General features: G+C 69.1%; 18 protein-coding genes and 2 pseudogenes. 7 read left to right on the top strand and 13 right to left on the bottom strand.

Annotated elements, in window-relative coordinates; genetic code table 11:
- Window positions 1-412: 412 nt before the first annotated feature.
- Window positions 413-658, top strand: coding sequence for a site-specific integrase (locus ACFPZI_RS25800; RefSeq protein WP_381367430.1), 246 nt, complete (start codon window positions 413-415; stop codon window positions 656-658).
- A 128-nt stretch (window positions 659-786) separates the two neighbouring features.
- Here ACFPZI_RS25800 and ACFPZI_RS25805 read toward each other — a convergent pair whose 3' ends face one another.
- From ACFPZI_RS25805 to ACFPZI_RS25820, 4 genes are all read right to left on the bottom strand, one after another.
- Complete coding sequence (locus ACFPZI_RS25805) at window positions 787-2,316, bottom strand: UDP-N-acetylglucosamine 1-carboxyvinyltransferase (RefSeq protein WP_381367432.1); 1,530 nt, start codon at window positions 2,314-2,316, stop codon at window positions 787-789.
- A gap of 75 nt (window positions 2,317-2,391) precedes the next feature.
- Window positions 2,392-2,598 carry a DUF4236 domain-containing protein gene (locus tag ACFPZI_RS25810; RefSeq protein ID WP_381367435.1) on the bottom strand — a complete coding sequence of 69 codons (207 nt, stop codon included), beginning with the start codon at window positions 2,596-2,598 and terminating at the stop codon, window positions 2,392-2,394.
- Between the two features lie 511 nt (window positions 2,599-3,109).
- Window positions 3,110-4,501, bottom strand: coding sequence for a DUF6056 family protein (locus ACFPZI_RS25815; RefSeq protein WP_381367437.1), 1,392 nt, complete (start codon window positions 4,499-4,501; stop codon window positions 3,110-3,112).
- Window positions 4,502-4,652: 151 nt separating this feature from the next.
- The gene (locus ACFPZI_RS25820) at window positions 4,653-6,080 is read right to left on the bottom strand and encodes a glycosyltransferase (RefSeq protein ID WP_381367440.1); all 1,428 of its coding nucleotides are present in this window, start codon (window positions 6,078-6,080) and stop codon (window positions 4,653-4,655) included.
- 504 nt (window positions 6,081-6,584) lie between these two features.
- Between ACFPZI_RS25820 and ACFPZI_RS25825 the strand changes: the two genes are divergently transcribed.
- From ACFPZI_RS25825 to ACFPZI_RS25835, 3 genes are all read left to right on the top strand, one after another.
- Complete coding sequence (locus ACFPZI_RS25825) at window positions 6,585-7,811, top strand: ricin-type beta-trefoil lectin domain protein (protein ID WP_381367443.1); 1,227 nt, start codon at window positions 6,585-6,587, stop codon at window positions 7,809-7,811.
- 697 nt (window positions 7,812-8,508) lie between these two features.
- Window positions 8,509-9,312, top strand: coding sequence for a polysaccharide deacetylase family protein (locus ACFPZI_RS25830; RefSeq protein ID WP_381367446.1), 804 nt, complete (start codon window positions 8,509-8,511; stop codon window positions 9,310-9,312).
- Window positions 9,312-10,493, top strand: a complete 1,182-nt coding sequence (locus ACFPZI_RS25835; protein WP_381367449.1) for a YncE family protein — start codon at window positions 9,312-9,314, stop codon at window positions 10,491-10,493. The genes ACFPZI_RS25830 and ACFPZI_RS25835 overlap by 1 nt, the downstream gene beginning before the upstream one ends.
- Before the next feature lie 356 nt (window positions 10,494-10,849).
- Here ACFPZI_RS25835 and ACFPZI_RS25840 read toward each other — a convergent pair whose 3' ends face one another.
- From ACFPZI_RS25840 to ACFPZI_RS25850, 3 genes are all read right to left on the bottom strand, one after another.
- Complete coding sequence (locus ACFPZI_RS25840; RefSeq protein WP_381367452.1) at window positions 10,850-12,490, bottom strand: APC family permease; 1,641 nt, start codon at window positions 12,488-12,490, stop codon at window positions 10,850-10,852.
- A gap of 199 nt (window positions 12,491-12,689) precedes the next feature.
- Window positions 12,690-13,418, bottom strand: a complete 729-nt coding sequence (locus tag ACFPZI_RS25845) for a hypothetical protein (RefSeq protein ID WP_381367454.1) — start codon at window positions 13,416-13,418, stop codon at window positions 12,690-12,692.
- Between the two features lie 452 nt (window positions 13,419-13,870).
- Window positions 13,871-15,643: a phosphatidylglycerol lysyltransferase domain-containing protein gene (locus ACFPZI_RS25850; RefSeq protein WP_381367457.1), complete on the bottom strand. Its 1,773-nt coding sequence runs from the start codon at window positions 15,641-15,643 to the stop codon at window positions 13,871-13,873.
- Between the two features lie 81 nt (window positions 15,644-15,724).
- On the opposite strand from ACFPZI_RS25850, the gene ACFPZI_RS25855 reads away from it, so the two are divergent.
- A complete protein-coding gene (locus ACFPZI_RS25855) occupies window positions 15,725-16,582 on the top strand; it encodes a DMT family protein (protein ID WP_381367460.1) in 858 nt (285 codons plus the stop codon).
- Between the two features lie 317 nt (window positions 16,583-16,899).
- Here the strand turns inward: ACFPZI_RS25855 and ACFPZI_RS25860 are convergent, their stop codons facing one another.
- Entirely contained in the window at window positions 16,900-17,532 is a 633-nt protein-coding gene (locus tag ACFPZI_RS25860; protein WP_381367463.1) for an SMI1/KNR4 family protein, read from the bottom strand.
- A 252-nt stretch (window positions 17,533-17,784) separates the two neighbouring features.
- Here ACFPZI_RS25860 and ACFPZI_RS25865 point away from each other — a divergent pair, with 252 nt between their 5' ends.
- The gene (locus ACFPZI_RS25865; protein WP_381367466.1) at window positions 17,785-18,510 is read left to right on the top strand and encodes an SMI1/KNR4 family protein; all 726 of its coding nucleotides are present in this window, start codon (window positions 17,785-17,787) and stop codon (window positions 18,508-18,510) included.
- Between the two features lie 42 nt (window positions 18,511-18,552).
- Here ACFPZI_RS25865 and ACFPZI_RS25870 read toward each other — a convergent pair.
- The 5 genes and pseudogenes from ACFPZI_RS25870 to ACFPZI_RS25890 all read right to left on the bottom strand — a co-directional run.
- Window positions 18,553-18,660 (bottom strand): annotated as a pseudogene (locus ACFPZI_RS25870) (IS21-like element helper ATPase IstB); the annotation flags it as partial.
- Between the two features lie 29 nt (window positions 18,661-18,689).
- Window positions 18,690-19,316 carry a hypothetical protein gene (locus ACFPZI_RS25875; RefSeq protein ID WP_381367469.1) on the bottom strand — a complete coding sequence of 209 codons (627 nt, stop codon included), beginning with the start codon at window positions 19,314-19,316 and terminating at the stop codon, window positions 18,690-18,692.
- Complete coding sequence (locus ACFPZI_RS25880) at window positions 19,313-20,362, bottom strand: ATP-binding protein (RefSeq protein ID WP_381367471.1); 1,050 nt, start codon at window positions 20,360-20,362, stop codon at window positions 19,313-19,315. Before ACFPZI_RS25880 ends, ACFPZI_RS25875 begins: the two co-directional genes overlap by 4 nt.
- Window positions 20,359-21,873, bottom strand: coding sequence for a Mu transposase C-terminal domain-containing protein (locus tag ACFPZI_RS25885; RefSeq protein WP_381368072.1), 1,515 nt, complete (start codon window positions 21,871-21,873; stop codon window positions 20,359-20,361). The genes ACFPZI_RS25880 and ACFPZI_RS25885 overlap by 4 nt, the downstream gene beginning before the upstream one ends.
- Window positions 21,874-22,229: 356 nt before the next feature.
- A pseudogene (locus tag ACFPZI_RS25890) lies at window positions 22,230-22,964 on the bottom strand (TnsA-like heteromeric transposase endonuclease subunit).
- A 339-nt stretch (window positions 22,965-23,303) separates the two neighbouring features.
- On the opposite strand from ACFPZI_RS25890, the gene acnA reads away from it, so the two are divergent.
- The gene (gene acnA, locus ACFPZI_RS25895) at window positions 23,304-26,066 is read left to right on the top strand and encodes an aconitate hydratase AcnA (protein WP_381367473.1); all 2,763 of its coding nucleotides are present in this window, start codon (window positions 23,304-23,306) and stop codon (window positions 26,064-26,066) included.
- Window positions 26,067-26,229: the final 163 nt, after the last annotated feature.

Below are 26,229 nucleotides of genomic sequence, written 5' to 3' on the forward strand. Positions count from 1 at the left end.
GGCAACGCGAGCGGTACGTCGACGCGGCCCTCAACGGCGGGACCGCACCGCCGAGGTGTCATGCCGGATATGCCGGAGGCGGCGTCACGGCGGCGCTCCGCGGTGGGAGAGCACGGTCAGGCCAGCCGGCGGCCGGTGACGCCGCCACTCGGGTCGTCCAGGAGTGCGATACGGGCGGTGCCAACGCAACGCGGCCCTGGCGCGCATCGCGACCGAACTGCCGCTCGAACGGGAACAGGCCCGCGCCGAGCTCGTATCCTCACAGCAGGTGGCGCGGCTGCCTGCCCCGCGCTCGCCGCAGCCCAGCAGACGCCGATGAGTCCCGTCTCCGACGGTACGGTGCTCCGGCAGGCCCCCGTCGAGGAGAACCGTCCATGGACTACCGGCCGATCCCGCCCTTTCCGAGGCCGACGTGATCGCCGCGCTGGAGGAGAGCGCTCCAGACGGATCCCGTGTCTGGGAGCCCTCCCGGGAGCATGGCTACCACGCCCTGCGTCACTTCTACGCCTCCGAGCAGTTGGAGGCCGGCGAGTCGGTCGTCTCCCTGGCTCGGTGGCTCGGCCACTCGGACCCCGGGTTCACGCTCCGGAAGTACGCGCACTTCCTGCCCCGCGCGGGCGCACGAGGCAGCTCCGCCATCGACGCGGTCTTCGCGTAGCCATAACTCCGGGCGGCCGGGGACAGCCCGCTCCTGGCCCAAAGTCCCAGAGAAGTCCCAGAGGTGCCGCCGCACCCCCTCCCGACCCGCATCAGCGCAGGTCAGAGGGATGCGGCGGCATCTGCCGTTCAGATGTCCCGGAAGATCTCGATCTGCGCCCCGACCGAGTTGAGGCGCTCCGCCAGGTCCTCGTACCCCCGGTTGATGACGTAGACGTTGCGGAGCACCGACGTGCCCTCCGCGGCCATCATCGCCAGGAGGACGACCACGGCCGGGCGCAGGGCCGGGGGGCACATCATCTCGGCGGCGCGCCAGCGGGTGGGGCCCTCGACCAGGACGCGGTGGGGGTCCAGGAGTTGGAGGCGTCCGCCGAGACGGTTGAGGTCGGTCAGGTAGATGGCGCGGTTGTCGTAGACCCAGTCGTGGATGAGGGTCTGGCCCTGCGCCACCGCCGCGATCGCCGCGAAGAACGGGACGTTGTCGATGTTCAGGCCGGGGAACGGCATCGGGTGGATCTTGTCGATCGGCGCCTCCAGCTTGGAGGGCCGGACCGTGAGGTCGACCAGCCGGGTGCGGCCGTTGTCCGCGACGTACTCGGCGGTGCGGTCGTGGTCGAGGCCCATCTCCTCCAGGACCGCGAGTTCGATCTCCAGGAACTCGATCGGCACCCGGCGCACCGTCAGCTCGGACTCCGTGACGACGGCGGCGGCGAGCAGGCTCATCGCCTCGACCGGGTCCTCGGAGGGGGAGTAGTCCACGTCGACGTCTATGGTCCCCCTGCCGTGCACGGTGAGGGTGGTGGTGCCGATGCCCTCGACCTTGACGCCCAGGGCCTCCAGGAAGAAGCACAGGTCCTGGACCATGTAGTTGGACGAGGCGTTGCGGATGACGGTGACGCCGTCGTGACGGGCGGCGGCCAGCAGCGCGTTCTCGGTGACCGTGTCCCCGCGTTCGGTCAGCACGATCGGGCGGTCGGGGCTGACGGAACGATTTACCACCGCGTGGTACTGGCCCTCCGTCGCGGCGATCTCCAGGCCGAACCGGCGCAGCGCGATCATGTGCGGCTCGACGGTGCGCGTACCGAGGTCGCAGCCGCCGGCGTACGGCAGCATGAAGCGGTCCATGCGGTGCAGCAGCGGGCCGAGGAACATGATGATGGAGCGGGTGCGGCGGGCCGCGTCCGCGTCGATGGACTCGAGGTCCAGCGTGGCGGGCGGCACGATCTCCAGGTCGACGCCCTCGTTGATCCACCGGGTGCGGACGCCGATCGAGCCCAGCACCTCCAGGAGGCGGTACACCTCCTCGATGCGGGCGACGCGGCGCAGCACTGTGCGGCCCTTGTTGAGCAGTGAGGCGCACAGCAGTGCCACGCACGCGTTCTTGCTCGTCTTCACGTCGATGGCGCCCGAGAGGCGGCGGCCGCCGACGACCCGCAGGTGCATGGGGCCGGCGTAGCCGAGGGAGACGATCTCGCTGTCGAGCGCCTCGCCTATGCGGGCGATCATCTCAAGGCTGATGTTCTGGTTGCCGCGTTCTATGCGGTTGACGGCGCTCTGGCTCGTGGCGAGTGCTTCCGCCAGCTGTGCCTGTGTCCAGCCGCGGTGTTGCCGGGCGTCACGGATGAGCTTGCCGATGCGTACGAGGTAGTCGTCTGACATGAGACTGAGGCTATCTCAGATATGAGATGGCACCCCTTGGGGGTCTCTTGGGTGGGCCGTTCGGGTGATGTGGGGTCAGTGTCCCCTGTCGCGCCGGGTGCTGCGCGTGCGCCGCCATCCGAAAGGTCCGGGCAAATCCATTGATGTCGTACGACGTCCGGTGGTGCTCGTGGTGTGCCGCGGGCCGCGCCTGCCGCCGGTGGTGAGGGACAGGGAGCGCTTGTTGATGTTCAGCCGTACCCCCGGAAAAATCCTGAAGCTCTTGCGGAACGTGAGTGGCATCCCTGCCTCCCTCTGTGACAGTGGAAACGCGGCGTCCGGGCCGGGCTCCGCGCGAACTGGCTTCGTCTCCGTGCGGTTACCCCGTCCGGGTGCGGTGATGGCAGCCGGTGAGGGCGAGTTTCGGGAGCGTGAGGGATAGGGGGGAAGTGTTCCGGTATGCCCCTCGGGGGGCATACCAGGGTGGGGTGCCCGGAGTGAGGGTCTGAGGCTGGTTTGTCCGGATCGGTGTGTCCGGAACGGGTGCCCGGAGTCCGGGGATGGGCCCTGTCCGGTGCGGCAGCCCACCGCGCGGCCCACCGCACTGCCTGTCGGGGGCTGCTCAGGAGTGGGGGGTCGGTTCGCGAGGAGGCGGGCCATGGCCTGTGGCCGGCACACGGCAACGACGGGGAAAAGGACTCCGGGTCCGGACTTCGAGGGTCACGAATTCAGGTCGGTGGCCGGGGGTTTGTCGCTGTCGGTGTCGAGGAGCAACTTGCGGGCCAGGTTGTGGCGGGCCTGCTCGGGCAACGCCTCACCCTCGGTGTTCCGTTCCGTCCGTGACCTTCTTCACCTGGTAGTAGACAGCGACACAGGAGGCAGGCCACGGCCGCTTATCGCTGCTGAACGGTTCCAGCATGCTGCTGATGGCGAGCGGCTTGTAGGGCAGCACCGTCGCCCCCGCCGCGGCCCGCTCCCGGAGCAGGCGGTCCTGGCTGTCCCAGGCCGTGGCCCGCACCCGCATGTCCGACCCCAGGTCGCGCAGGGGCATGGCGAGTACGGCCGTGACGCACACGCACAGGAGCGCGGCGCCCGCGGCTACCGGCCACGTGCCACGGCGGTACCGCCGTACCGTCAGGTTGCCGAGGAGGGCGCCCGCGCCGACGAGCAGGAGGAGCAGCGGGAACAGGTAGTCGTTCCACAGCCTGTTGGCGGTCGCGACCGAGGGGCCGAACGCCGGATAGGCGATGACCGTGCATACGTATCCGGAGAACAGCAGAGCAGCTGCCCCGGATCCCAGGAGCAGGGGCGCCCTGCGGTCGGGGCGGGGGATGCTCCCGTCCGCGCGGCGGGCGAGGATGCCGATCAGCACGCCCACGGCGATCGCGCCGACGTACTGCCAGGTCGTCGCCAGGATATGGAGGACCTGCGCATATCCCCGCAGCGAAGCGTAGAGCGATTCGGGCGTGAACATGGAATCCGCGTGGTGATGTGCGCGGCGGTTCCGCGAGCCGGGTGAGGTGAGGAGCACGGCGGTGCCGATGAGGATGCCCGCCCCGGCAGCGGCGCACCAGGCCCGTACGAAGGCGAGCTGCCCGGCCGGGAAGAGCCGGCGGCCCAGCAGCAGGACCAGGGCGAGGAGCACCAGGGCGACCACGGAGGTCTCCTCCGACAGCGTGCCCAGGACGGCTCCGACGACGCACGCGAACGCGACGGCGAGGGCCTTTCCGCGCCGTGAGGTCGCGAGCAGGGCCGGGATCGTGGCGGCGGCCGCGAGTACGGGCGGGAAGGTGTGGGAAACCGACGAGGCCGGCCAGAAGAAGGTCTTGTACGTGTTCGTGGAGGCGAAGCAGAAGACGGCCAGGACCGTGGCCGCGGAGAACAGCGGGACGCCCCGGGGCAGCCGCCACCCGGTGCGCCGCAGCAGTGTCGCCGCCCACGTCCACAGGAGGACCAGCATCACGGCCGCGCTGATCCCCGCGTACCACTGCTGGCCTGCCACGCCGAACGAGGCGTAGGAGGCGACGAGCATGCCGTTGGCGATCCGTCCGTTGCCCGTGGAATAGAACTGGTTCACCAGCGCCATGAAGCCTTCGTCACGTACGAGAGGCAGGAAGCACCACTCGTCGGCACTCGGGCGTACCCAGCGTGCGAACCACGAGGCCCCGCCCAGAAGCGTCAGCGGAACGAGGGGCAGCAAGGCCATACCCGCCGGGACGAGGTGCGGGGAGGAGAGGGCCGGGTTCCCCCCGCTCCCGTGCTCGCTCCCGTGCCCGCTCACGTCCGTACCGGTCTTCCCGGCGGGCCGCGCGGGCCGCGCGGGCGCCGGGCGGCCCCCGACGTCCGAGTGAACGGCGTCAATTGAGGGCGGGATCTTCCTGTTCCGCCTCGGCAGGACCGTTCGGAGTCGTGCCCGCAGCGTCCGCCGGCCGCCGACCGGAGTTGATGGCCCAGCGGGCGAGCAGGAAGGTGACCGGCGTGACGAGGACCCCGGCGACAAGGGCGGCGACATTTTTGTCCATTTCGAGTCGGCTGACAGCTACGTAGAGAAGCGCGCCGGAGGCCACCAGGTTGAAGCCGCTGGACAGCGGATACCGGAGAAACGCGCGCCACCTCGGACGGGTCCGGTAGGTGAGGTAGGAATTGAGCAAGAAGGAGCCGACGGTACTGACCGAATATCCGATGACATGCGCCGCGAGATACGGGATCCATTGGTTCAGGGTGGCGTAGACGGCCAGGTATACGGCGGTATTGACGAATCCGATCATCACGAAGGTCGTGAACTGCCGTGTTGTCGCGGGACGGCCTTTCGGGCAAGTGGCCGATCCGTGCTGCGGAGGGCGGGGCCTCAGGGCGGGACGCTCGTCGGTTTCCCGGACCACGAAGGAAGGACGGCGTTTCACCTCGTGATAGATGCGGCCGACGTATTCACCGATGATCCCCAGGGTGATCAGCTGGATTCCCCCCAGCCCCACCACCGCCATCAGAAGTGTGGCGTAGCCCGGGACGGCGGCCCCGTGGAGTGCCACGTCGAAGGCCACCCACGCCGCGTAGACGAGTGCGGAGAGGAAGCACCAGAAGCCCGCGTAGATGGCCAGCCGCAGGGGCCGGTTGTTGAAGGACAGCAGCCCGTCGATGCCGTAGTTGAGCAGATGGCGACTTCCCCACTTAGAGCTGCCCGCGAGTCGCTGGGCGTTCTGGTAGGTGAAGCTGGCCGTCGTGAAACCGATCCAGGAGAAGATCCCCTTCGAGAACCGGTTGGTCTCCGGCAGTGACAGCACCGTGTCCACCGCCTGGCGTGACAGCAGCCTGAAATCCCCTGCGCCGTCGAGCACCTCCACATCCATGAGGCGGCGCACCAGAGCGTAGTAGCCGCGGCTCAGCACGGTGCGCGCCATGCCCTCCCCGTCGCGGTTCCGCCGGGGGATCACCTGGTCGTACCCCCGCCCGTGGAGTTCGAGCATCCGCGGGATGAGCTCCGGGGGGTGCTGCAGATCCGCGTCCATGAGGACCACCGCCTGCCCCCGGGACATGCGCAGGCCGGCGAGCATCGCGGCCTCCTTGCCGAAGTTCCTGCTGAGCACGGCGTACCTGACACGCCGGTCCGCGACACCGAGTCCGCCGATGATGTCCCGCGTGCGGTCGGTACTGCCGTCGTCCACGTAACAGATCTCGTAGTCGAGCCCGGACGGGCCGAGAACATCCCCGACAGCCGCGTGGAACCTCTCGATGACGGCAGCCTCGTTGAAGCACGGTACGACTACGGAAAGCTGAGGAGTCGCCAAACCTGTCTCCTGACCGGGCACACCAGGGCGGCGCTGTCCGCCGCACGGAGGTGGGGTAGTTGTCCCTGGTGTCGTCAGGGACAGAATTCAGGGGCATTCGACCTTTATTCGCCGGCCGAGGGGCGGAATCACGCGTCTACGCGCTTACGAATGACCCATTTGGCCTCGTTGGGCGGTCCGGTGGACATGGCGTCGCCGTCTGCGGGGAAGACACGCGTCGGACCGGACCGGCGGAACGCTGCGGTGGTGACGGCGGCGGCGCCACCGGACGCGGGTCACCGTCGGACGAAGTGAAACCGGGTGGTGGAGGGAACGGCGGAGGATTGACATGCTCCCCTGCCTGAAGGCGGGGGTATCCACGAAAGGAATCCGATGAATCACGTGGATGCGCCCCGGAACAGCGGGCGCCGATGGCCCCGGGCAGCCCTCGTGGCCCTGTGCGGGGTGTTGGCCCTCACGCCGGCGGGCGGCTCGTCACCGCCCGCCGGCAGGGCCGGGAATCCGATGGCCGCGGGCCTCGACGACGTCGCCGAAGGGACGGGCTGCCACCGCACCGTGGTCGGAGTCGCCCACGAGGACGATGATCTTCTCTTCATCAGCCCGCGCGTCGTACAGCTGGTGGAGCGGAAATGCCCGGTGCAGGTGGTCTACGTGACGGCCGGCAACGACAGACGCTCCGCCGGTGTCGGCAGTTTCGCCGCCCGTCGCGAGGTGGGTGCGCAACATGCCTACGCGCGGCTGGTCCGGGGGGCGAAGGGCTGGACGTCGGATCCCCTGCGGGTGGGCCCGGAACGGATTACTTCCTACACCCTCCGCAGCCCCGGCGGAGAGATCCGCCTGACCTTCCTCCGGCTGCCGGACGGCCTTCCGCGGGGCGGCGGCGCTGTACTCGACAGACACCAGAGCCTTCTCCGCCTGTTCCGAGGGGAGATCACTTCCATCGACGTCCTGGAATCCTCCCGCAGTTACGACGAAAAACACCTGGTCGCCACACTGACGAAGCTCATGGAGCAGTGGAAAGCGGAGGATGTACTGACGCTCGATTTCGACAACGTGAAATTCGGCGGGCCGAGGGTGAAGGATGCGGATCACAGCGATCACGGCATTTCCGCGCGATATTTCCGCAGCGCCGCATACGCGATGCGGGTCAGGCCACGGGTCATTCCGTACCGGGGTTACGACATTTCTCTTCTACCGGCCAATCTGGATGCCGGGCAACGCAGAACCAAGGCCACCGGACTCGTCACCTATGTGGAAACGGTGACATGTTCGCCGCTGCACTGCCCGCGCCCGGACATCATCATCGACACCTACCAGAAATGGCTCGCCCGGGAGTACCCAAGGCGCCACCGTGCCCCGAAACGAGGGGAAATCATCTCGGACATCGGCAAAGCGCCCTCGCGCGGTGCGACCGAGCTGTGCCTGGACTTTGCCCGTGACGCCTCCGGGGTGAGTGTGCACCCGTGCGACGGTTCCGCGGGCCAGAGCTGGGAGTTCGCGCCGGGCGGGGCCGTCCGGCCGACCGGCTCCACGAGATGCCTCACCAGCGGTCCCGGGATCGGACTCGGTGCCTGTTCCGGCGGGGCGCAGCAGACCTGGCGGCGGGACGGGCAAGGCCGCATGGCGGCCGGAGGCCGCTGTCTGACCCAGGACGACATGGCGCGGACCACGCCCCGCCTGCACATGAGTGCCTGTACCCCGTACCGGCCGGAGGTGGTGTGGCACTGGTGAGCCCTGCGGGTGCCGCCCGCGGCTCGCTCTGCAACCCGAGCACCATCCGCACACCACGGGACCGGGGCGGGGAAGACCGACGAATGGACCGGCGCGTACGGCCGCCCACATCAGGCCCCACTCCCGGCGTACGAGGATGGCTGCGGTTCTCACCGGACGGTTCCTCGAAGGCCGCTGTGCGACGGGCCGGGGGCTTTGGGCGACCGCTGCGCACGGCCCGACGGCAGCCGCTCGGTCCCCCGTGGGCGCGGAAGGGAAGCGTGCGCCGCGCGGCGCAGAGCGAGGGCCGTCCTCCCGCAGTGCGGGGAACCGGGCCCGGTGTCCGGCCGGAACAGACCGAGTGCCGGCGGGGCCTGGGGGACGTCTCCCTCGTCCGCCCGTGGGACACGTTCGCTGATCACCAGGTCAGCCTGGCAGCACAGCGGAAATATAGGGGCGTATTCACGGCCGCGTGTGGAGACCTGGCCCGGGTCGATGGGGGTCGTGCCACCGACTAGGGCAGATGGGGGACCTCCACGCCAAAGCAGCAAAGCTGCAATTGTTTCCATTCATACCCGCATGGGAAATGAATCTTAGGCACGGCGTGTCACCTACCTGGTTTTCGGTGCGCAACCATGGGTCTCATTGGATGTTTCACTGACCCTGTAGTGAAAGCTTCAATACGTACATTCCGATCATTCCGTCTTACGGTGTGCACATGAACGGTCGCGAGACACCGGTGCACCGCCGCAGCGCCCTGCGCTCGGGCGCCGGGGCGCTCCTGGCAGGCGTACTCACCGCAGGCTGTACGGACAACCGTGGCACCGCTCATGCTCCCCCTACCCACGATGACCCGCCTCCCCCCGCGCGGAAGGTCCCGGGCGCCGTACGCCCCGCACCGGGTCCCCACCGCTTCCCCGGCCGCCCGGTCCAGATCGAGTACGGCCCCCGCAACCGCGCCCGCGTCGCCCTCACCTTCCACGGCCAGGGCGACCCCGCCCTCGCCCGCACCGTCCTCGCCGAAGCCGAACGGACCGGAGCCCGGCTCACCGTCCTGGCCGTCGGCAGCTGGCTCGACGACCACCCCGCCATGGCCCGCCGGATCCTCGACGGCGGCCACGACCTCGGCAACCACACCCAGAGCCACCTTGACATCTCCACGATGGACGAGACGCAGGCGTACGCCGAGATCACCGGCTGTGCCGAACGCCTGCGCCGCCTCACCGGCTCCATCGGCACCTGGTTCCGCCCGTCGCGCACCCGGTACGCCACCCCGCTCGTCCAGCGCCTCGCCGGCCGGGCCGGCTACCCGCACGTCCTCTCCTACGACGTGGACTCCCTCGACTTCACCTCTCCGGGCGTCGCCGCCGTCACCCGCAAGGTCGCCGGCGAACTGCGTAACGGGTCCGTGGTCAGCCTGCACTTCGGCTACCCGGACACGGTTGCCGCACTGCCCCTCCTGCTCACCGAAATCAGCCGGCGCCGACTGCACGCGGTGACGACCACGGAGCTGCTGACCTGATGCTTCCCTCCCCGCGCACCACCACCGCCGCCCTGCTCGCGGGCGTGCTCGTCGCTGCACTGACCGCCTGCGCCGGTGGCGAAGGCCGGCCCGCGCAGTCCCGCACCGAGGCCGCGGCGCCGACCGAGCCCGGGCGGGCCGAGCCCTCGCCGGGACTGCCCGGGATGCCGCCCGTGCTCGACCCGAAGGACATCTACGCGGCCGACCGGGCGGGAAAGCTCGCACCGGCGGTCAAAGACTTCCCGTCCCGGGTGTACGTCCCCAACACCGGCTCCCACACGGTGTCGGTGATCGACCCGTCGACGTACAAGGTCATCGAGACCATCCCCGTCGGCAACCAGCCGCAGCATGTCGTCCCGTCCTGGGATATGAAGACCCTCTGGGTCAACAACGACCTCGGCGACAGCCTCACGGCCATCGACCCGGCCACCGGGAAGACCGGCCGCACCGTGGAGGTCTCCGACCCGTACAACCTCTACTTCACCCCGAACGGCAAGTACGCCGTCGTCATGGCCTCGATGGACCGTGAACTGGTCTTCCGTGACCCGAAGACCATGGACCGGGCCAAGGCCGTCCCGGTGAGCTGCGCGGGCGTCAACCACGCCGACTTCACGGCGGACGGACGGTACTTCATCGTCTCCTGCGAGTTCTCCGGCGAACTCCTCAAGGTCGACACGGAGAAGATGAAGGTCGTAGGGCAGCAGAAGTTGCCGATGCAGGGCGCGATGCCGCAGGACGTCAAACTCTCGCCGGACGGCAAGACCTTCTACATCGCCGACATGATGGCGCACGGCATGTGGGTGCTCGACGCCGAGAAGTTCACCACCCCGAAACTGCTGCCCACCGGCAAGGGCTGCCACGGGCTCTACATCAGCCGCGACTCCAGGCGGATGTACATCACCAACCGGGGCGAGGGATCGGTCTCCGTCTTCGACTTCGCAGCCGACAAGCTGACCGAGAAGTGGCACCTGCCCGACGGCGGCAGCCCCGACATGGGCGGAGTGTCCGCGGACGGCAAGGTGCTGTGGCTGTCCGGGCGTTACGACGCCGAGGTGTACGCGATCGACACCACCAGCGGCAAGCAGCTGGCCAGGATCCCGGTCGGCAGCGGACCTCACGGGCTGGCCGTCTACCCGCAGCCCGGCCGCTACTCGCTCGGCCACACCGGCGTCTTCCGCTGACCGCACCCCACCGTCGGCAGCGGCCGGCCCGGCCCACCATGGCCTGAGCCCAGGCCCGGACCGCGGGCTCCACCGTGCCACGACGCACCGTCAGGCACCTGTAAACCCAACAACGTGACAGCACCCTACTGGCGCAGACGCGGGTGGGGGCGGACACCGCCCCCACCCGCGTCTGCGGGGTGCCGCCTCCGTGTCGGCGGCTCATGGCCGTCTCGTGCCCTCGGTCGCCGCGCCGCCGAATCGTGTAAGGACACGGGAAGGACTGTAGGCCAGGGCGTGGCGAAGAGCCGGGGGCAGGCCGGCGACCACGCGGGGCACACCCGTACGGGGATGCCGGGGCCGTCCGCGGCCTCGGGTCAGCGGCCGGGCAGTGCGTCGACCGACCCGATGTACTCCTGGGTCTCCTCGTCGGGGAGACGGACCGACAGCGCCCAGAAGTAGATCAGCAGACTGAACACCGCGATGATCGCCATGTCCCACCACAGGGGCAGGGCTCCGGTCGCGCCGCAGGACACCGACGAGGCAGGCCCGCCGCTGCAGTAGCCACCTTGCCAGGAGATCAGGCCCAGGCCCACCAGATACACCGGCAGCCACTGAGCGGAGCGCCAGTCCGGATGCGGAACCCTCGGGTTCAGCCCGAGCAGCGCCGAGGCGCCCAGCAGCAGATAGCCGAGCACGATCGCCAGGCCGAGCCGCCACAGGGTGTCCCAGCCCGCCCAGTAGATGATCAGGTTGGACACGATGAAGGCGACGGGTGCCCAGAACATACCGCCCGCAAGGCGGTACGGACGGCGCCGGTCGGGGTCCTGTCTGCGCAGACACCCGAAGGCGAGCGGCGCGCCCGCGTACATCAGCACGCTGGCGGAGGTGACGAAGCCGACCAGCTTCTGCCAGGTGGGGAACGGCAGGAAGATGATGAGCCCGGCGGCGAAGGCGAAGAGCAGACCGAACCAGGGAACCCCGCGCGCGGTGGTCCGTTCGAAGACCGCGGGCACATAGCCGTTGCGGGAGAGGCCGTACGAGACCCGGGAGGCGGCGGTGGTGTAGATCAGGCCCGTGCCGGTCGGTGAGACGACCGCGTCGATGTAGATCAGCGCGGCGAGCCAGCCCAGCCCGGCGGACAGAGCCAGTCCGGCGAACGGCCCCGCCTTGTCGGTGAAGGACAGATCGGCCCAGCCGTGGGCGAAGGAGTCCTGCGGCAGCGCCCCGATGAAGACTGCCTGGAGCGCCAGGTAGAGGAGAGAGCCGACGACGATCGAGCCGATCACCGCCCGAGGAATGTCCCGTGCCGGGTTGCGGCTCTCCCCCGCCAGTTGGTCCGCCTGTTCGAAGCCGAGGAACGCGAAGATGATCCCGCCGGTACTGACGGCGGAGAGCACACCCTGGACGCCGAACGGGGCGAAGCCCTGGTGGCCGAAATTACTCCCGTGAAAGGTGGTCCCCGCCAGGACGCCGATGGTGAGCACGGGGACGGCGATCTTCCACCAGGTGGCCAGGCTGTTGGTGTGGGCGAGCCAGCGGATGCCGAAGAAGTTGACGAGGACGAAGAAGGCCATGAAGGCGACGGCCAGCCCGTATCCGGCGGCAGTGAGCTGGTTCTTTCCCGTCTGTACCCAGTCGGCGTGGACGCTGAGGTAGTTGAGCGACGCCATGACCTCGATCGGAGCCGTGGCGACGGCCTGCAGCCAGGAGAACCAGCCGAAGGAGGCCCCGGCCACGCTGCCGAAGGCGTAGTGCGGGAAGCGCGCGGTGCCTCCCGCGACCGGATACATGGCCCCCAGTTCCGCGTGGACGAACGCCAGAACAGTGATCGCCAGTGCCCCGATCCCCCAGGAGACGAGGGCGGCGGTCCCGGCCGCCTGCGCGGCGAACAACGCGCCGAACAGCCAGCCGGAGCCGATGATGGACCCCACGGAGGTCCAGATGAGTCCGATCAGCCCGATGTCTCGCCGGAGACCCGGCTTCCGAAACGCCTCAGGCGTGGCGGACGTCGGCATCTGACACGCGACCTCGCTCCGGTGAGGACAGGACGCGCAGTCGTTCCGGCGCATCCCGCTGACCCCCTTCTCCCTTTCCCGGCACCCGCCCGAGTACTCCGGCACGGCAGAACTTGCTCCGAACGGAGTCCCGACAGGCGTGGGGCTCGCGGCTCTCCCGGCCCGGCGTGGCCGGGCCGGGCGCCGTCCGGCAGGGGACTCAGGTCCCGGCCGGTGGCGCCCCGGACCGGCCCGCGTCGCCGTCCCCACCGCCGACGGACAGGCGCCGACGCCGCAGCGCCGAGAACCCCGAGAACGCGGACACCGCCAACGCTGCCACGATCGCCACCAGGTGCTCCCTGCCCGCGAGATTGGGCTTGACGACCGCCTCGACAACCATGGCCACGATGACCAGGGTCCCGGTGAACCAGGCGCGGAAGCGCAGGCAGAGGCAGATCGCGAGACCGACCACCGCGCCCGACGGGCCGGTGTCGACGGCCTGGGCGTCGGCTGCCGGAAGTCCGAGCGCCCCGTCCGGGCCGATCGCGACGCCGATCCGGGCGTACAGGACGCCGGCCAGCGTGCAGACGTAGGCGATGAGCAGTGTCCGTCGTCGGCCCAGTGCGATCTCCGCGATCCCGAAGACCAGCAGTACCTGTGCCAGTGCGCCCCACACCGGTAGGTCGGCGGCCGGCAGGAACAGCGACAGGGGGGTACGCGCCAGCTCGAGCCACCAGGGGTCGGCCGCCCGTACGAAGCCGATGTCCTGAACGAGCCCGTAGCCCCAGTACCGGTTCCGCTGCTGCTGCGCCACCTGGAAGAGGGCGATGAGGCAGAGAGCGGTGAGTGTCAGTGGAATCGCCCGCCACCCTCGGCCGGCGAGCCCGGCGCGTACGGCCGCCCACATCAGGCCCCACTCCCGGCGTACGAGGATGGCTGCGGTTCTCACCGGACGGTTCCTCGAAGGCCGCTGTGCGACGGGCCGGGGGCTTTGGGCGACCGCTGCGCACGGCCCGACGGCAGCCGCTCGGTCCCCCGTGGGCGCGGAAGGGAAGCGTGCGCCGCGCGGCGCAGAGCGAGGGCCGTCCTCCCGCAGTGCGGGGAATTGGGCCCGGTGTCCGGCCGGAACAGACCGAGTGCCGACGGGGCCTGGGGGACGTCTCCCTCGTCCGCCCGTGGGACACGTTCGCTGATCACCAGGTCAGCGTGGCACCACGGCACCGGATACACACTCCGAATCCCCGTCGCGTCGGCCCAAAACCGGCGTCCAAAACCGGCGTCCGGAACCGGCGTCCAAAACCGGCGTCCGGAACCGGCGTCCGGAACCGGCGTCCAAAACCGGCGTCCGGAACCGGCGTCCAAAACCGGCGTCCGGAACCGGCGTCCGGGGCCCGGAACCGGCTACGGCCCGGGGTCCGTACTCCTCATGCGCTGCCGGTTGAGCCATTTCGGCAGCCCCGGTGCTTCGAGGAAACCCTCGGCGCGGGCGCTCGCCACGGTGATGCGCAGCAGGTCGGCGCTCTTCTCGAAGAGCAGGTACCGCGGTTCCCAGATGGGCCGGTACTTGGCGTTGGCGCGGTACAGCGACTCGATCTGCCACCAGCGGGAGAAGAAGCTGAGCAACGAGCGCCACAGGCGCAGCACCGGTCCGGCACCGAGCCGGGAGCCGCGCTCGAAGACGGAGCGGAACATCGCGAAGTTCAGGGAGACCTGACGGATTCCGAACTCCCCGGCGTGCTGGATCAGCTTCAGCACCATGAATTCGAAGAGGCCGTTCTCGGAGTCGCGGTCCCGGCGCATCAGGTCCAGGGACAGCCCTTCGTCGCCCCAGGGCACGAAGCTGAGCAGGCCGCGCGGACGTTCCCCGTCGCAGCAGAGCACCATCACGCAGCGGCCGTCCTGCGGGTCGCCGAGGCGGCCCAGCGCCATGGAGAAGCCGCGTTCCGTCTCGCCGTCGCGCCAGTCGTCCGCGAGCCGGATCAGCTCGGCCATCTCCTGCGGCGGAATGTCCTCGTGACGGCGGACCCGGACGGCATAACCCGCCCGCTCGATACGGTGGTAAGCCTGGCGCACACCGCGCATGGCGCGGCCTTCGAGGGTGAACTCACCGAGGTCGACAATCGCCTCGTCGCCCAGTTCCAGGGCGTTCAGGCCATGCCGGGTGTAGACCGTGCCGCCCTCCTCGCTCGCGCCGATCACGGCCGGGGTCCACCCGTGCTCCCGGGCCTGGGCGAGCCAGCGGTCGATCGCCCCCGGCCACGCCTCCGGGTCGCCGATCGGGTCGCCGGACGCCAGTGACACCCCGCTCACCACCCGGTAGGTGACGGCGGACTTGCGCGACGGGGACCAGACGACGCTCTTGTCGCGTCGCAGCGCGAAGTACCCCAGGGAGTCGCGTTCCCCGTGCCGCTCCAGCAGCGCGCGCAGACCTCGCCAGTCTTCCCCGGTCATGGCGTCGACGGCCCGTCGGGAGCGGAACGCCGCGTACAGGACCAGCAGGACCAGCGTCGTGCTCATGATGTTGATCAGTACATTGGCCCACCTGGGAGTGGTGATGGCCCCGAAGTGAACGTCCTCGTAGGCGAGGGAGATCATGCGGAGCACCCCGTAGTGCCAGCGCTGCAGGAAGGTGGAGCGCACGGCGTCCCGGTCGGTGTTGGTCACCGTGACCAGCGCGGCGGCAAGCAGCGAACACGCCAGGAATCCCCCCACGGCGACCGAAGCCGCCAGCTTCGGATTGGACCGGTCGCCCTTCGCGCGGAACTCGCGCCGCCCGCCGAGCAGAGCGGCGACGAAGAGCGCGGTGAGGAACACCGAGATCCAGTTCTGGGCGTGCTGCCGGTAGACCGGCAGTCCCATCGCCAGGGCGGTCAGGACCAGAATCAGACCGGCGAGCACGAGGTTGAGGATCCACGCCGCGCGCTTGCGACGCCGCATGGTGACGGCCAGGAAGAGCGAGATGGAGCCGGAGAAGAATCCCGCCGTCAGCAGATAGGGCGTGAAGAACTCGTTGTCGTTGTGCCGCCGGATGTCGTTGCCGAACGAGACCCATACCGCGGCCAGGAAGTTGACGAACGCCACGGCCCGCAGATACCAGACCGCCGATAGGTAGCAGCGCCGCGACCGGCTCTCCCGGTCACTCCCCGCCTGCCGATCCGGCCGAGCACGCCCCATGGATATGACGATAGGAGCTGAAAGAGCTGTATGCGCGCTCCACGGCGTTGTCGGTGAGTTGCGCCGCTCTACAGTGCCTTCGTGCTCCTCGGGATGATCTGCGCCCTCGCCTCGGCGGTCTGCTACGGAACGGCCTCCGTCCTGCAGGCCGTCGCCGCCCGCGCCGCGGAACCCGGAACCGGCTCCGGCCTCGACCCCGCGCTGCTGTCGCGCGCCCTGCGCCAGTGGCGCTATCTCGCCGGCCTCGCCCTCGACGGGATCGGTTTCCTCTTCCAGATCGTCGCGCTGCGCTCCATCCCGCTCTACGCGGTGGGCTCGGCGCTCGCCGCCAGCCTCGCGGTCACCGCCGTGGCCGCCTCCCGGCTGCTCGGCATCCGGCTGAGCCGGACCCAGTGGGGCGCGGTCGCGGCGGTCTGCGCGGGGCTGACGATGATCGGCCTCGCGTCCGGCCCGGACGGCAACCGCGCCGCGCCCGCGGCCCTGGGCTGGTCGCTGCTGGCCACCGTCGCCGTGGTCCTCCTCTCCGGCCCACTGCTGGGCCGTCTCCCCGCCGGGCCGCGCGCCCTGCTCCTGGGTCTCGGCGCGGGTCTGGGGTTCGGCACGGTCCAGGTCGCCGTCCGGCTGATCGACTCCCTGGCCGTCCCCGCAGTCCTCATCGGCCCGGCGCCGTACGCGCTGCTGGTGGGCGGAGCGACCGGATTCCTCTTCCTCACCTCGGCGTTCCAGCGTGGTTCGGTCACGGTGGCGACGGCGGGCATGGTGCTCGGCGAGACGATCGGCCCCGCCCTGGTGGGCGTGGCGTGGCTCGGCGACCGGCCTCGCGAGGGTCTGCAGGGGCTGGCGTTCGCGGGTTGTGCGGTGGCGGTGGCCGGGTCGCTGACGCTCGCACGGTTCGGCGAGCCGTCGTTGGAGGGCGCCGGGGCGAAAAGTCAGGGGTAGCTGTACTCGGCGGGGCGGGTGAGCTCGGGCGGGCTCGTGGGGCGGGCCTCTCCGGAGGCCGGGCCGGGAGTTCGGTGCGGGAGTTCGGTGCGGGGACTCGGCCCTGCTCGCCATGGATCGGCTTCGACGGGCGCTCCGTACCTGTTTCCGGTGAGGATCGCTTACCTTCGCTGCGACAGGTCGGACGGTGTCCTGTCTCAACGAAGGTAGTCGTCCGGGGCGCCGCTGACCTGCATGGACTGGATTGGGTGAGACGCATGGGCTCGGTTCGTTGAGACAGAAGAGCGGTCTGATGACTTCGCGTTTGCGGCTGATCGTCAGGACAGTCCGATCGGGGCCAGCCTCAGCGGCTGACTGTTCAGCTCGCGGCAGCCCTCCTCGTCCCACCACAGCTCGCCTTGCGCGGTGAGGTAAGGGTGCAGCCCGCGGACGCCTCCGCCTTCGAGAAGCGCTTGCGCGACGGCGTGGAGGAGGCTCGCCAGGCTGGCCCAGGAGTCGGTGAAGTCGCCGCTGCTGCTGTGGCCAGCCCAGCCGAGACGGCCCGCGTCCGGGCCGGGACGCTGGTCGATTACCTGCGCCGCGCCGTCGGCGCTCTCGGCCCAGGGCACCCAGAGCGGGTGCCACCAGGGCTCGTCGTCCCAGAGGCGGGTGGTCAGGCCGTCGTTTTCCGTCGCGACGTCCATGCAGGTCTGCCAGCGGTCCACGATGCCGCTCACCGAGAGGGGAGACTGCTCGGGCAGGAGGGTCGCCCAGGTGCTCAGCCCGTTGTGGCATTGCAGTGACTCTGCGAGATCATCGGGCAACGGGATGCCGAGGATCCGTTCCGCGTCCCGAGCCTCGTCCGGTGTCGCCGGTGCGTTGAGCAACGCGAGGTCTGAAGGTGAGTGCGTCGCCAACCAGGAATCGATCCGGCGCCATGACTCCGACGAGGGCAAGATTTGCTGAGTCATGGCGCCATCCTGCCGCACGCGTCCGACAAGGTGGATCGAGGGCCTGATCGGGTGGCGGGGCGGGGGGCAGCCGACCGCCTGCTGCTGTTCGGCGCGTGCTCGGGTGGCTTCGTCGGTGTGAGGCGAGAACGGTTGATGCCGAGTTCGGGCAACAGATGTTGATCAATCGGAATGTTGCTGAGTTCCGAGAACACCAGGTTCGCGTGTCGGGGCATGGAGAGGGCTGATGAGCGGGACGGATATCGTCTCGGCATGAAACAAGAGTTCGATCTTGCCGCGTCTCTCGTCGGCGGCGTCGAAGGACGCAGTGGTGCATGGGGCTTCATCCAGGGGTTCGCTGCCCATTGGGCCAGCGCCCTGGAGAGCGGCGACGGGTGGACGGAGGCCGATCTGGCCGCGGCCGAGGGGAGGCTGGGTGTTCGGCTGCCGGCGGCGTTGCGCGAGGCGTATCTGCTGTTCGGCCGCCGCCGGGATCTGACCAGCAACCACGATGTGCTGCTCGGCCCGGCGGAGCTGTATGTGGATGACGCCGAGGAGGCCCTGGTCTTCCGGCACGAGAATCAGGGAGCCGCATCCTGGGGCATCCTTCTCGACAGCCTCCAGGACGACGACCCTGCGGTGTTCATCCGGCTTGACCTGGCCGACAAGACCGCCGAGCGATGGGAATGCTGGCTGGAGCGTCTTTCCCTCTCCTTCGTCGAGATCGTTCTGTCGGAGTCCGTCCAGGCCGATGGAGAGTCGTGCGACTTCCTTGACCCCGATGACGACAGCATCGAACGGCTTGAGGAGAACTGCATCCAGCTGCCGTTCCCGGCCTATCCCCTCGGCGAGGAAGACCACGCGACGCGCTGGTTCCTGGGCCATGACGCCCTGCTGCGCGACGACGGCATGGCCATTTTGGCCCGTGGTCGGACGGCAGAAGACCTCGACCGTGTTCGTGACCTGATCCCGGGTGACTGGCTCAACGACTATCGCTGACCGCGTTCAAGACTCCTATCAGCCGAGCTGCCCAGGTCGGAGTCAGCCCAGGGGCTGCTGTTCGGCTCGGGCGCGGGTGGTGGCGAGGCGGTAGGCGTCGGTGCCGGTCTCGATGATGGTGCCGCCGAAGGTGACGCGGTCGACGATGGCCGGCCGGGCGTATGGGTGAGCTTGCCTTCTCATGGCTGTTGACCGCGCTTCATGTGACGGCCGCGGTGGACGTAGTAGAGCAGGGACGAGTAGGACACGGAGTAGTCGTGCTCGTCCATCAGCTCGGCCCAGATGGCTCTGCCGCGAACTCCTCGGGCGAGCATGTCGTCAACCAGGCGGATGACGGGGACCATGACCGGGTCCTTACGGAACTTCACATCGCGATGAGCGGGCCGTGCGGTGTCCAGAACGAGCCGGACTGCCCACTGCCGGACCTCGTAGCGTTCAGCCAGCGCGCGGATGGTCATTGTCCCGTCACGCGCGTCATCGGAGATGAGGAAGGACAGTTCGCCGCGCCCCGGAAAAAGGTCCTTGTCGGGGTAACGGGGGTTGGGCTTGACGCGTCTCCGAGGCGAGCTGGCGTCCGCGAGCGCCCGCTCCAGCACCTGAGGAGACCGCCCAGCGGCGTCCGCGAGCCGGTCCAGGAGGGGTTTGCCGAACCAGAACGGCGGTCCGCAGAGATATCCGTGCAGGTAGCTGGGCTTGAGGTGGTTGGCGCGGGCGAGACGCCGGATGAAGGAGTCGGTCTCCTCACCGAGTCGTGGTGCGACCTGGACGGGGAGCCGGGCCAGTCGCCCAGGCAGATCCCCGGTCATCGTGTGGCCGCCCCTTTCAACGGCTTCGCTGTGGTCTCCGCCGCATGGTCCAGGGGGATCGCGTCGATCCCTTCCTTCGTCACGCGTTCGGTGCCGCTCAGGATCGCGTCGATCGCCGCCCCTCGGATGGCGTGGGACAACGCGCCGATCATGCCGTCGGCCCGGTTGTGGAGGTAACGGTCCAACTTGACCAAGCTGCCTGGTGGGTGATCGTGCAGCAGCAGGGTCCCTTCCATGGTCGCGACCAGGGCTTTCCACTCAGCGCCGTAGGGAAACGGACGCGTGGGGACCAGGGTGAAGCGGCCCGCGATCTGGGCGCCCCGGGCGCCGGCCAGGAGCTCACTGGTTTCAAGGTTGATGCCCGCGTAGACGAACGTCGCGGGGATGCGCTCGGAGAAGTACTTCAAGGTGTCGGAGACCTCGGCTCCGGTCCGTGTGACCTGCGAGACGTTGTGGATCTCGTCGACGAGAACCAGGCCGGTGCGGGTGTCTGTGCAGACGCCGACCACGGCCTCGATGATGTCCGTCATGTTCGACCTGCCTCGGACCGGCAGGCCCAGGAAGCATGCGAACTCGGTGGCGATCATGCGTGCGGTCGCCGCAGGCGGGACGGTGATGTAGAGCACCGGGATGCGGTCGGCAACGTTCGGGTGGCGGGCCCGGTCAAGGAGTTCATGGGCGAGCCCGAGTTGGGTGATCGCGCTGGTCTTGCCTGTGCCGGGCAGTCCCGAGACCATCAGGCCGCGGCGAGCGCTGATCGCGTGCCGGTTGAGCAGGACCAGCCGGCGGCCGCAGACGACAGTCTTCTCGACGAACGAGGTGGCGACCACAAGCATCCGGGCGTGATGGTCGAGCCGGTCCTCGTCATAGACAGCCCGATCAGTCGGGGACAACTTTCGCAGCTGGTCGGGAGACAACAGGACCGGGGGCTCGGGCGGGCCGGCAGTGAACCTCCGCCATCCGTCCAGGGTGGTGAGCTGCCGGTTGGCATCGGCATCCGCCTTCTCCGGAACGTTGTGCCGGCCTGCCAGTTCGTAGATGGTCACGAGCGCCTCCAAGGGTTCGCGAGCGGGTCAAACAGACCCAACGGGATGACCTTGGCCAGCTCGGTGTCCGCCTCGTCCTCCAGCGTGGCTTCAGCGGCAGGCGGGTCCGGGATCGGCCGGTCCGAGGCGGTGGCCCTGGTGCGGGCAGCGACGCGGCGAGACCGCTTGGCCGCCGGGCCCTTCTGCGGGGCAGGGCCGTCGTGGGCCCGTCGCAGCAGCGCCGCGGCGGCATCCGCGATCTGTTCCTCCGTGCCGCCGGGAACCTGTTCGCAGGCGTGGTCCCAGGCCAGCTCCCCGAACGGGGCGCCGACGCGCCGCAGGTGCTTCCAGAACACGGTGATCCAGCGGTCGCCCTTGCGGTCGCGTACCCAGATCCGGGAGATGTCGTAGGGGTCATGGTGGATCTCCCACAGACCCTTCTTCTCCATCACCCCGGAGTGCTGACGGCGCAGAGGACCCAACTCGCGGTCGTCGTAGGTGCGGTGCTTGATCCGGATGCCGTAGGTGTTGATCGCCTGCCATCGCTCGGGCAGCAGCTCGATGTAGTCCTCGCCGTTCAGTGGGACCGGAACGTAGCCGCAGGACTGGAGCAGCATCGCGTACTTCTCGTTCGGCGAGAACGCCCGCTTCGGGGCGTCCGGGTCGCGGAGCCCGTCATGGGGCCTGGTCTGCCAGACAGCGGTGATCCACTCGTCGAGAAGATTCTGGAGTTCGAGCACTGACCACAGGGGCCCGTCCTCCAGCTTCCGGCCGCGGCGGTCCGGGTTCGATCCGGTGTAACCCGCGACGAACTGGGCGAACACTGTGGCCACTGAGCCCAGCGTCTTCTCGATCGTGCCCTTGTCGGTCGGCGTTGCCTTGTGGGCCGGTTGCAGGTTGATGCCCAGATACCGGCAGGAGGCACGGAAGTTGTTCGAGATGAACACCTTGCCGTAGTCGCAGACGATCGTCTCGGGAACGATCACCGGCCGTGCCGCCGCGTGCTCCAGGCGCTCGTCCAAGCTCAGCAACCGCCGGTGCGGCAGGACCGAACGGGACATCCGCAGAGCCTCTGACCAGCCCGGTCGCATCGCCTCCGGAGTGACACTGCGGGCCAGCAGCGCGGAAGCATCTGCGGCCTTCGTCGTCGGCCCCAGCACCGCAGCCGTGATCGACCTCGTCGCGATATCGACCATCGCGGTCAGCTCGACCTTCTCCGCGATGCCGTCGTCCAGGCGCACCAGCACGTCCAGCGGGGTCGAGTCGATCTGCATCAGTTCGCCCGGCGCACTGGCCGGGACCTCCCCGAACGGGCCGGGCGGCCGGGCGTTGACCGACCGGCGTGTGCGGGCCGAGCCCGTCGCGTGAGTGCCGGTGGCCAGCTTGCTGTAGAGCCGGTAGAGGGTGGCCCGGGAAGGAACCTCGACGGCAGCAGCGTCCTCGCGACCGGCCAGGATCTCCTTGACCCGCCAGACGATGAACCCGATCGTCTTCGACGAGTCCTCGGCTGTCTCGCCGATCGCCTGCCGCATCGCTTCGACTACCACCGCATCGGCCTTGCCGAAGGCCGGCATCTGCTTGGCCGACCGGCCGTCCGCCAGCCCGATCAGTCCGTCGCGCTGATAGCGCTGGCGCCGCTGCTTGATCCCGCTGGCCGTCACCAGGTGCCCGGCCGCCGTCAGCTCGGCGGCCTTGGCCCGCTCACGCTCCGCCAGCGAGTGCCGCTTCGGATCGAACTCCTGTCGAGGCACCGCCCCTTCGGAGGCGTCCGGCGGCAGGCCGTGCAACACCTCCAGGATGTGCCCCTCCCACCAACGGGCCTGTTCAGCCGCCGTCTCGGGAAACTCCGAGAGCCGGGCCGTAGGCGGGACCTTCTGCCCCCTCCCATTCACCGGGCGTCCCCGCTGGTCATGGCCACCACCGTGAACGGCCCCATCAGTTCGACCAACAGATCCTCGGCGGTCAGCACTTGGAGCCAGAGCAGATGAAACAGCGCGGGCAGAGTCGCGAGCCGGTCACCCGCTGCGTCGGCTCCGGGCAGTAGCGGCCCCGGTGCCGCGAAGACCTCCCGCAGCCGGTCCGCAGCCGGGCGGTGCAGGCACCGTGGGTGCCGATAGCGCGACAGCCACCGGATATTCGCCAGTAATACCGCCTCCGGCGTCCCGACCCGCGCGAACCTCCATCCAGCCTGAGCGCAGGCCAGGCGGGTCACCTCGAACGCCTCCGCGTCCTTCGGCTCGATCCGCTCATCCGCGCGGACATCGATCACCGCCGCCGAGCCGTCCGCGTGGCGTACGAAGTAGTCCGGAGCGTGCTGACGCTCCCGCTCGCCATCGTGTCAGTGCAGCCAGAAGGGCTGCGAGGCGATCCCCACCACCTCGGGATCGAAGTCCATGAGCAGAAGCCGGTCCCGCTCCAGCCACGACTCGAAGCCGACGTGTTGCCCGGTCGTCGCCGACCAGTACCAGCCCGCGAAGTGACGCTCACCCCGCGACCACCGGAATGGCCGCACCGGCGCCACGTTCTCGAAACGGGCCGTGACACAGTCCAACAGCGGACGCCGCTGTCGCTCGCGCAGAGCGTCCACGTACGACAGCTCGACGTACGGCCCCGCAAGATCCATCCCAGCCGGTACAGCCACTCAGCACCCCCAGTGCGATCACCCGCACGACTAGGTTTGCTGAGACAGAAGGCGAAACGACTGGGTTCGCTGAGTAAACGCCTCGATTGGATGAGAGCGGTCAGACGGGCCTGCGCATGACCTGTCGGCCGTCGTGTATTAGAGTTATCTCGACATCGAGATATCAGCCGAGGTGCACCGCAGTCGCCACAGCCCGGTAAGGGATACCTAACTTAGCCTTACCTCAGCGGATCGGTCGAGACGCAGTGGCGGCACCACGCGGCGGTAGCCGCACATGGGTTGCGGTGTGGTGGTACGCGTACATCAATGAAGGAGACTGTCGTGTCGGCGAACAGCTTCGACGCCCGCAGCACGCTGCAGGTGGGCGACGAGTCGTACGAGATCTTCCGGCTGGACAAGGTCGAGGGCGCCGCACGCCTTCCCTACAGCCTGAAGGTGCTGCTGGAGAACCTGCTCCGTACCGAGGACGGCGCGAACATCACCGCCGACCACATCCGCGCGCTCGGCTCCTGGAACTCCCAGGCCCAGCCGTCGGAGGAGATCCAGTTCACCCCGGCCCGTGTGATCATGCAGGACTTCACCGGTGTCCCCTGCGTCGTGGACCTCGCCACCATGCGCGAGGCCGTCAAGGAGCTGGGCGGTGACCCGGCGAAGATCAACCCGCTGGCGCCGGCCGAGCTGGTCATCGACCACTCCGTCATCGCCGACAAGTTCGGCACCAACGACGCCTTCAAGCAGAACGTCGACCTGGAGTACGGCCGCAACAAGGAGCGCTACCAGTTCCTGCGCTGGGGCCAGACCGCCTTCGACGAGTTCAAGGTCGTCCCGCCCGGCACCGGCATCGTCCACCAGGTGAACATCGAGCACCTGGCCCGCGTCGTCATGATCCGTGACGGCAAGGCCTACCCCGACACCCTGGTCGGCACCGACTCGCACACCACCATGGTCAACGGCCTCGGCGTCCTCGGCTGGGGCGTCGGCGGCATCGAGGCCGAGGCCGCCATGCTCGGCCAGCCGGTCTCCATGCTGATCCCGCGCGTCGTCGGCTTCAAGCTGACCGGCGAGCTGCAGCCCGGCACCACCGCCACCGACCTGGTGCTGACCATCACCGAGATGCTGCGCAAGCACGGCGTCGTCGGCAAGTTCGTCGAGTTCTACGGCGAGGGCGTCGCCGCCACGAGCCTGGCCAACCGCGCCACCATCGGCAACATGTCGCCGGAGTTCGGCTCCACCGCCGCGATCTTCCCGATCGACGACGAGACGCTGAACTACCTGCGCCTGACCGGCCGCAGCGACCAGCAGGTCGCGCTCGTCGAGGCGTACGCCAAGGAGCAGGGTCTCTGGCTGGACCCGAAGGCCGAGCCGGACTTCTCCGAGAAGCTCGAGCTGGACCTGTCCACCGTCGTGCCCTCCATCGCCGGCCCGAAGCGCCCGCAGGACCGCATCGTCCTCGCCGACGCGAAGGCCCAGTTCGCCCAGGACGTACGCAACTACGTCAAGGACGGCGGCGACGTCGACGAGGCCAGCAAGGAGTCCTTCCCGGCCTCCGACTCGCCGGCCATCTCCAACGGCGCCCCCAGCCACAAGGTGAAGGTCACCGCCGCCGACGGCACCGAGTACGACCTGGACCACGGCGCCGTCACCGTCGCCGCCATCACCTCCTGCACCAACACGTCGAACCCGTACGTCATGGTCGCCGCCGCCCTGGTGGCGAAGAAGGCGGTCGAGAAGGGCCTGACCCGCAAGCCGTGGGTCAAGACCACCCTCGCCCCGGGCTCCAAGGTCGTCACCGACTACTTCGACAAGGCGGGCCTGACCCCGTACCTCGACAAGGTCGGCTTCAACCTGGTCGGCTACGGCTGCACCACCTGCATCGGCAACTCCGGCCCGCTGCCGGACGAGGTCTCCCAGGCCGTCAACGAGCACGACCTCGCCGTCACCTCGGTGCTCTCCGGCAACCGCAACTTCGAGGGCCGGATCAACCCCGACGTCAAGATGAACTACCTGGCGTCCCCGCCGCTGGTCGTGGCCTACGCCCTCGCCGGTTCGATGAAGGTGGACATCACCCGCGAGTCCCTCGGCCTGGACCAGGACGGCAACCCGGTCTTCCTGAAGGACATCTGGCCGACCGAGGCCGAGGTCAACGACGTCGTCGCCAACACCATCGGCGAGGACATGTTCACCAAGTCCTACGCCGACGTCTTCGCCGGTGACGCCCAGTGGCAGGCGCTGCCGATCCCGACCGGCAACACCTTCGAGTGGGACGCCGAGTCCACCTACGTCCGCAAGCCCCCGTACTTCGAGGGCATGGCCATGGACCCGGAGCCGGTCGAGGACATCACCGGCGCCCGCGTCCTCGCCAAGCTGGGCGACTCGGTCACCACCGACCACATCTCCCCGGCCGGTGCCATCAAGGCCGACACCCCGGCCGGCAAGTACCTCACGGAGCACGGCGTCGAGCGCCGCGACTTCAACAGCTACGGCTCCCGCCGCGGCAACCACGAGGTCATGATCCGCGGTACGTTCGCCAACATCCGCCTGCGCAACCAGATCGCGCCGGGCACCGAGGGCGGCTACACGCGCGACTTCACGCGGGCCGCCGAAGGTGATGGAGGAGCCCCGGTCTCGTTCATCTACGACGCCTCGCGCAACTACATCGACCAGGGCATCCCGCTGGTCGTCCTGGCCGGCAAGGAGTACGGCTCCGGCTCGTCCCGCGACTGGGCCGCCAAGGGCACCGCGCTGCTCGGCGTCAAGGCCGTCATCGCCGAGTCGTACGAGCGCATCCACCGCTCGAACCTCATCGGCATGGGCGTCCTGCCGCTCCAGTTCCCGGAGGGCCACACCGCCGAGACGCTCGGCCTCACCGGCGAGGAGACCTTCTCCTTCACCGGCGTCACCGAGCTGAACAACGGCACCATCCCGGGCACGGTGAAGGTCACCACCGACACGGCCCCCGGCGAAGCCGACAATGTACGCCGTGAGTTCGACGCGGTCGTCCGCATCGACACCCCCGGCGAGGCGGACTACTACCGCAACGGCGGCATCCTGCAGTACGTGCTGCGCAGCCTGATCAACAAGTGACCTGATCAGCAAGTAAGCGGCACCGCAGGGCAGTTGAGGGCCGCATCCCGTCCGACGGGGTGCGGCCCTCGCCGTTGTCCCACTCCCGTCCGTCCCTGCCCCCGTCCCTGCCCCCGCCCCTTCCCCATCCCGGCCGCCTCCCGGCCCCCGTTGTGCGCTGGAG

It is taken from the genome of Streptomyces chlorus (assembly GCF_042655885.1).
GTDB lineage: Bacteria > Actinomycetota > Actinomycetes > Streptomycetales > Streptomycetaceae > Streptomyces > Streptomyces chlorus.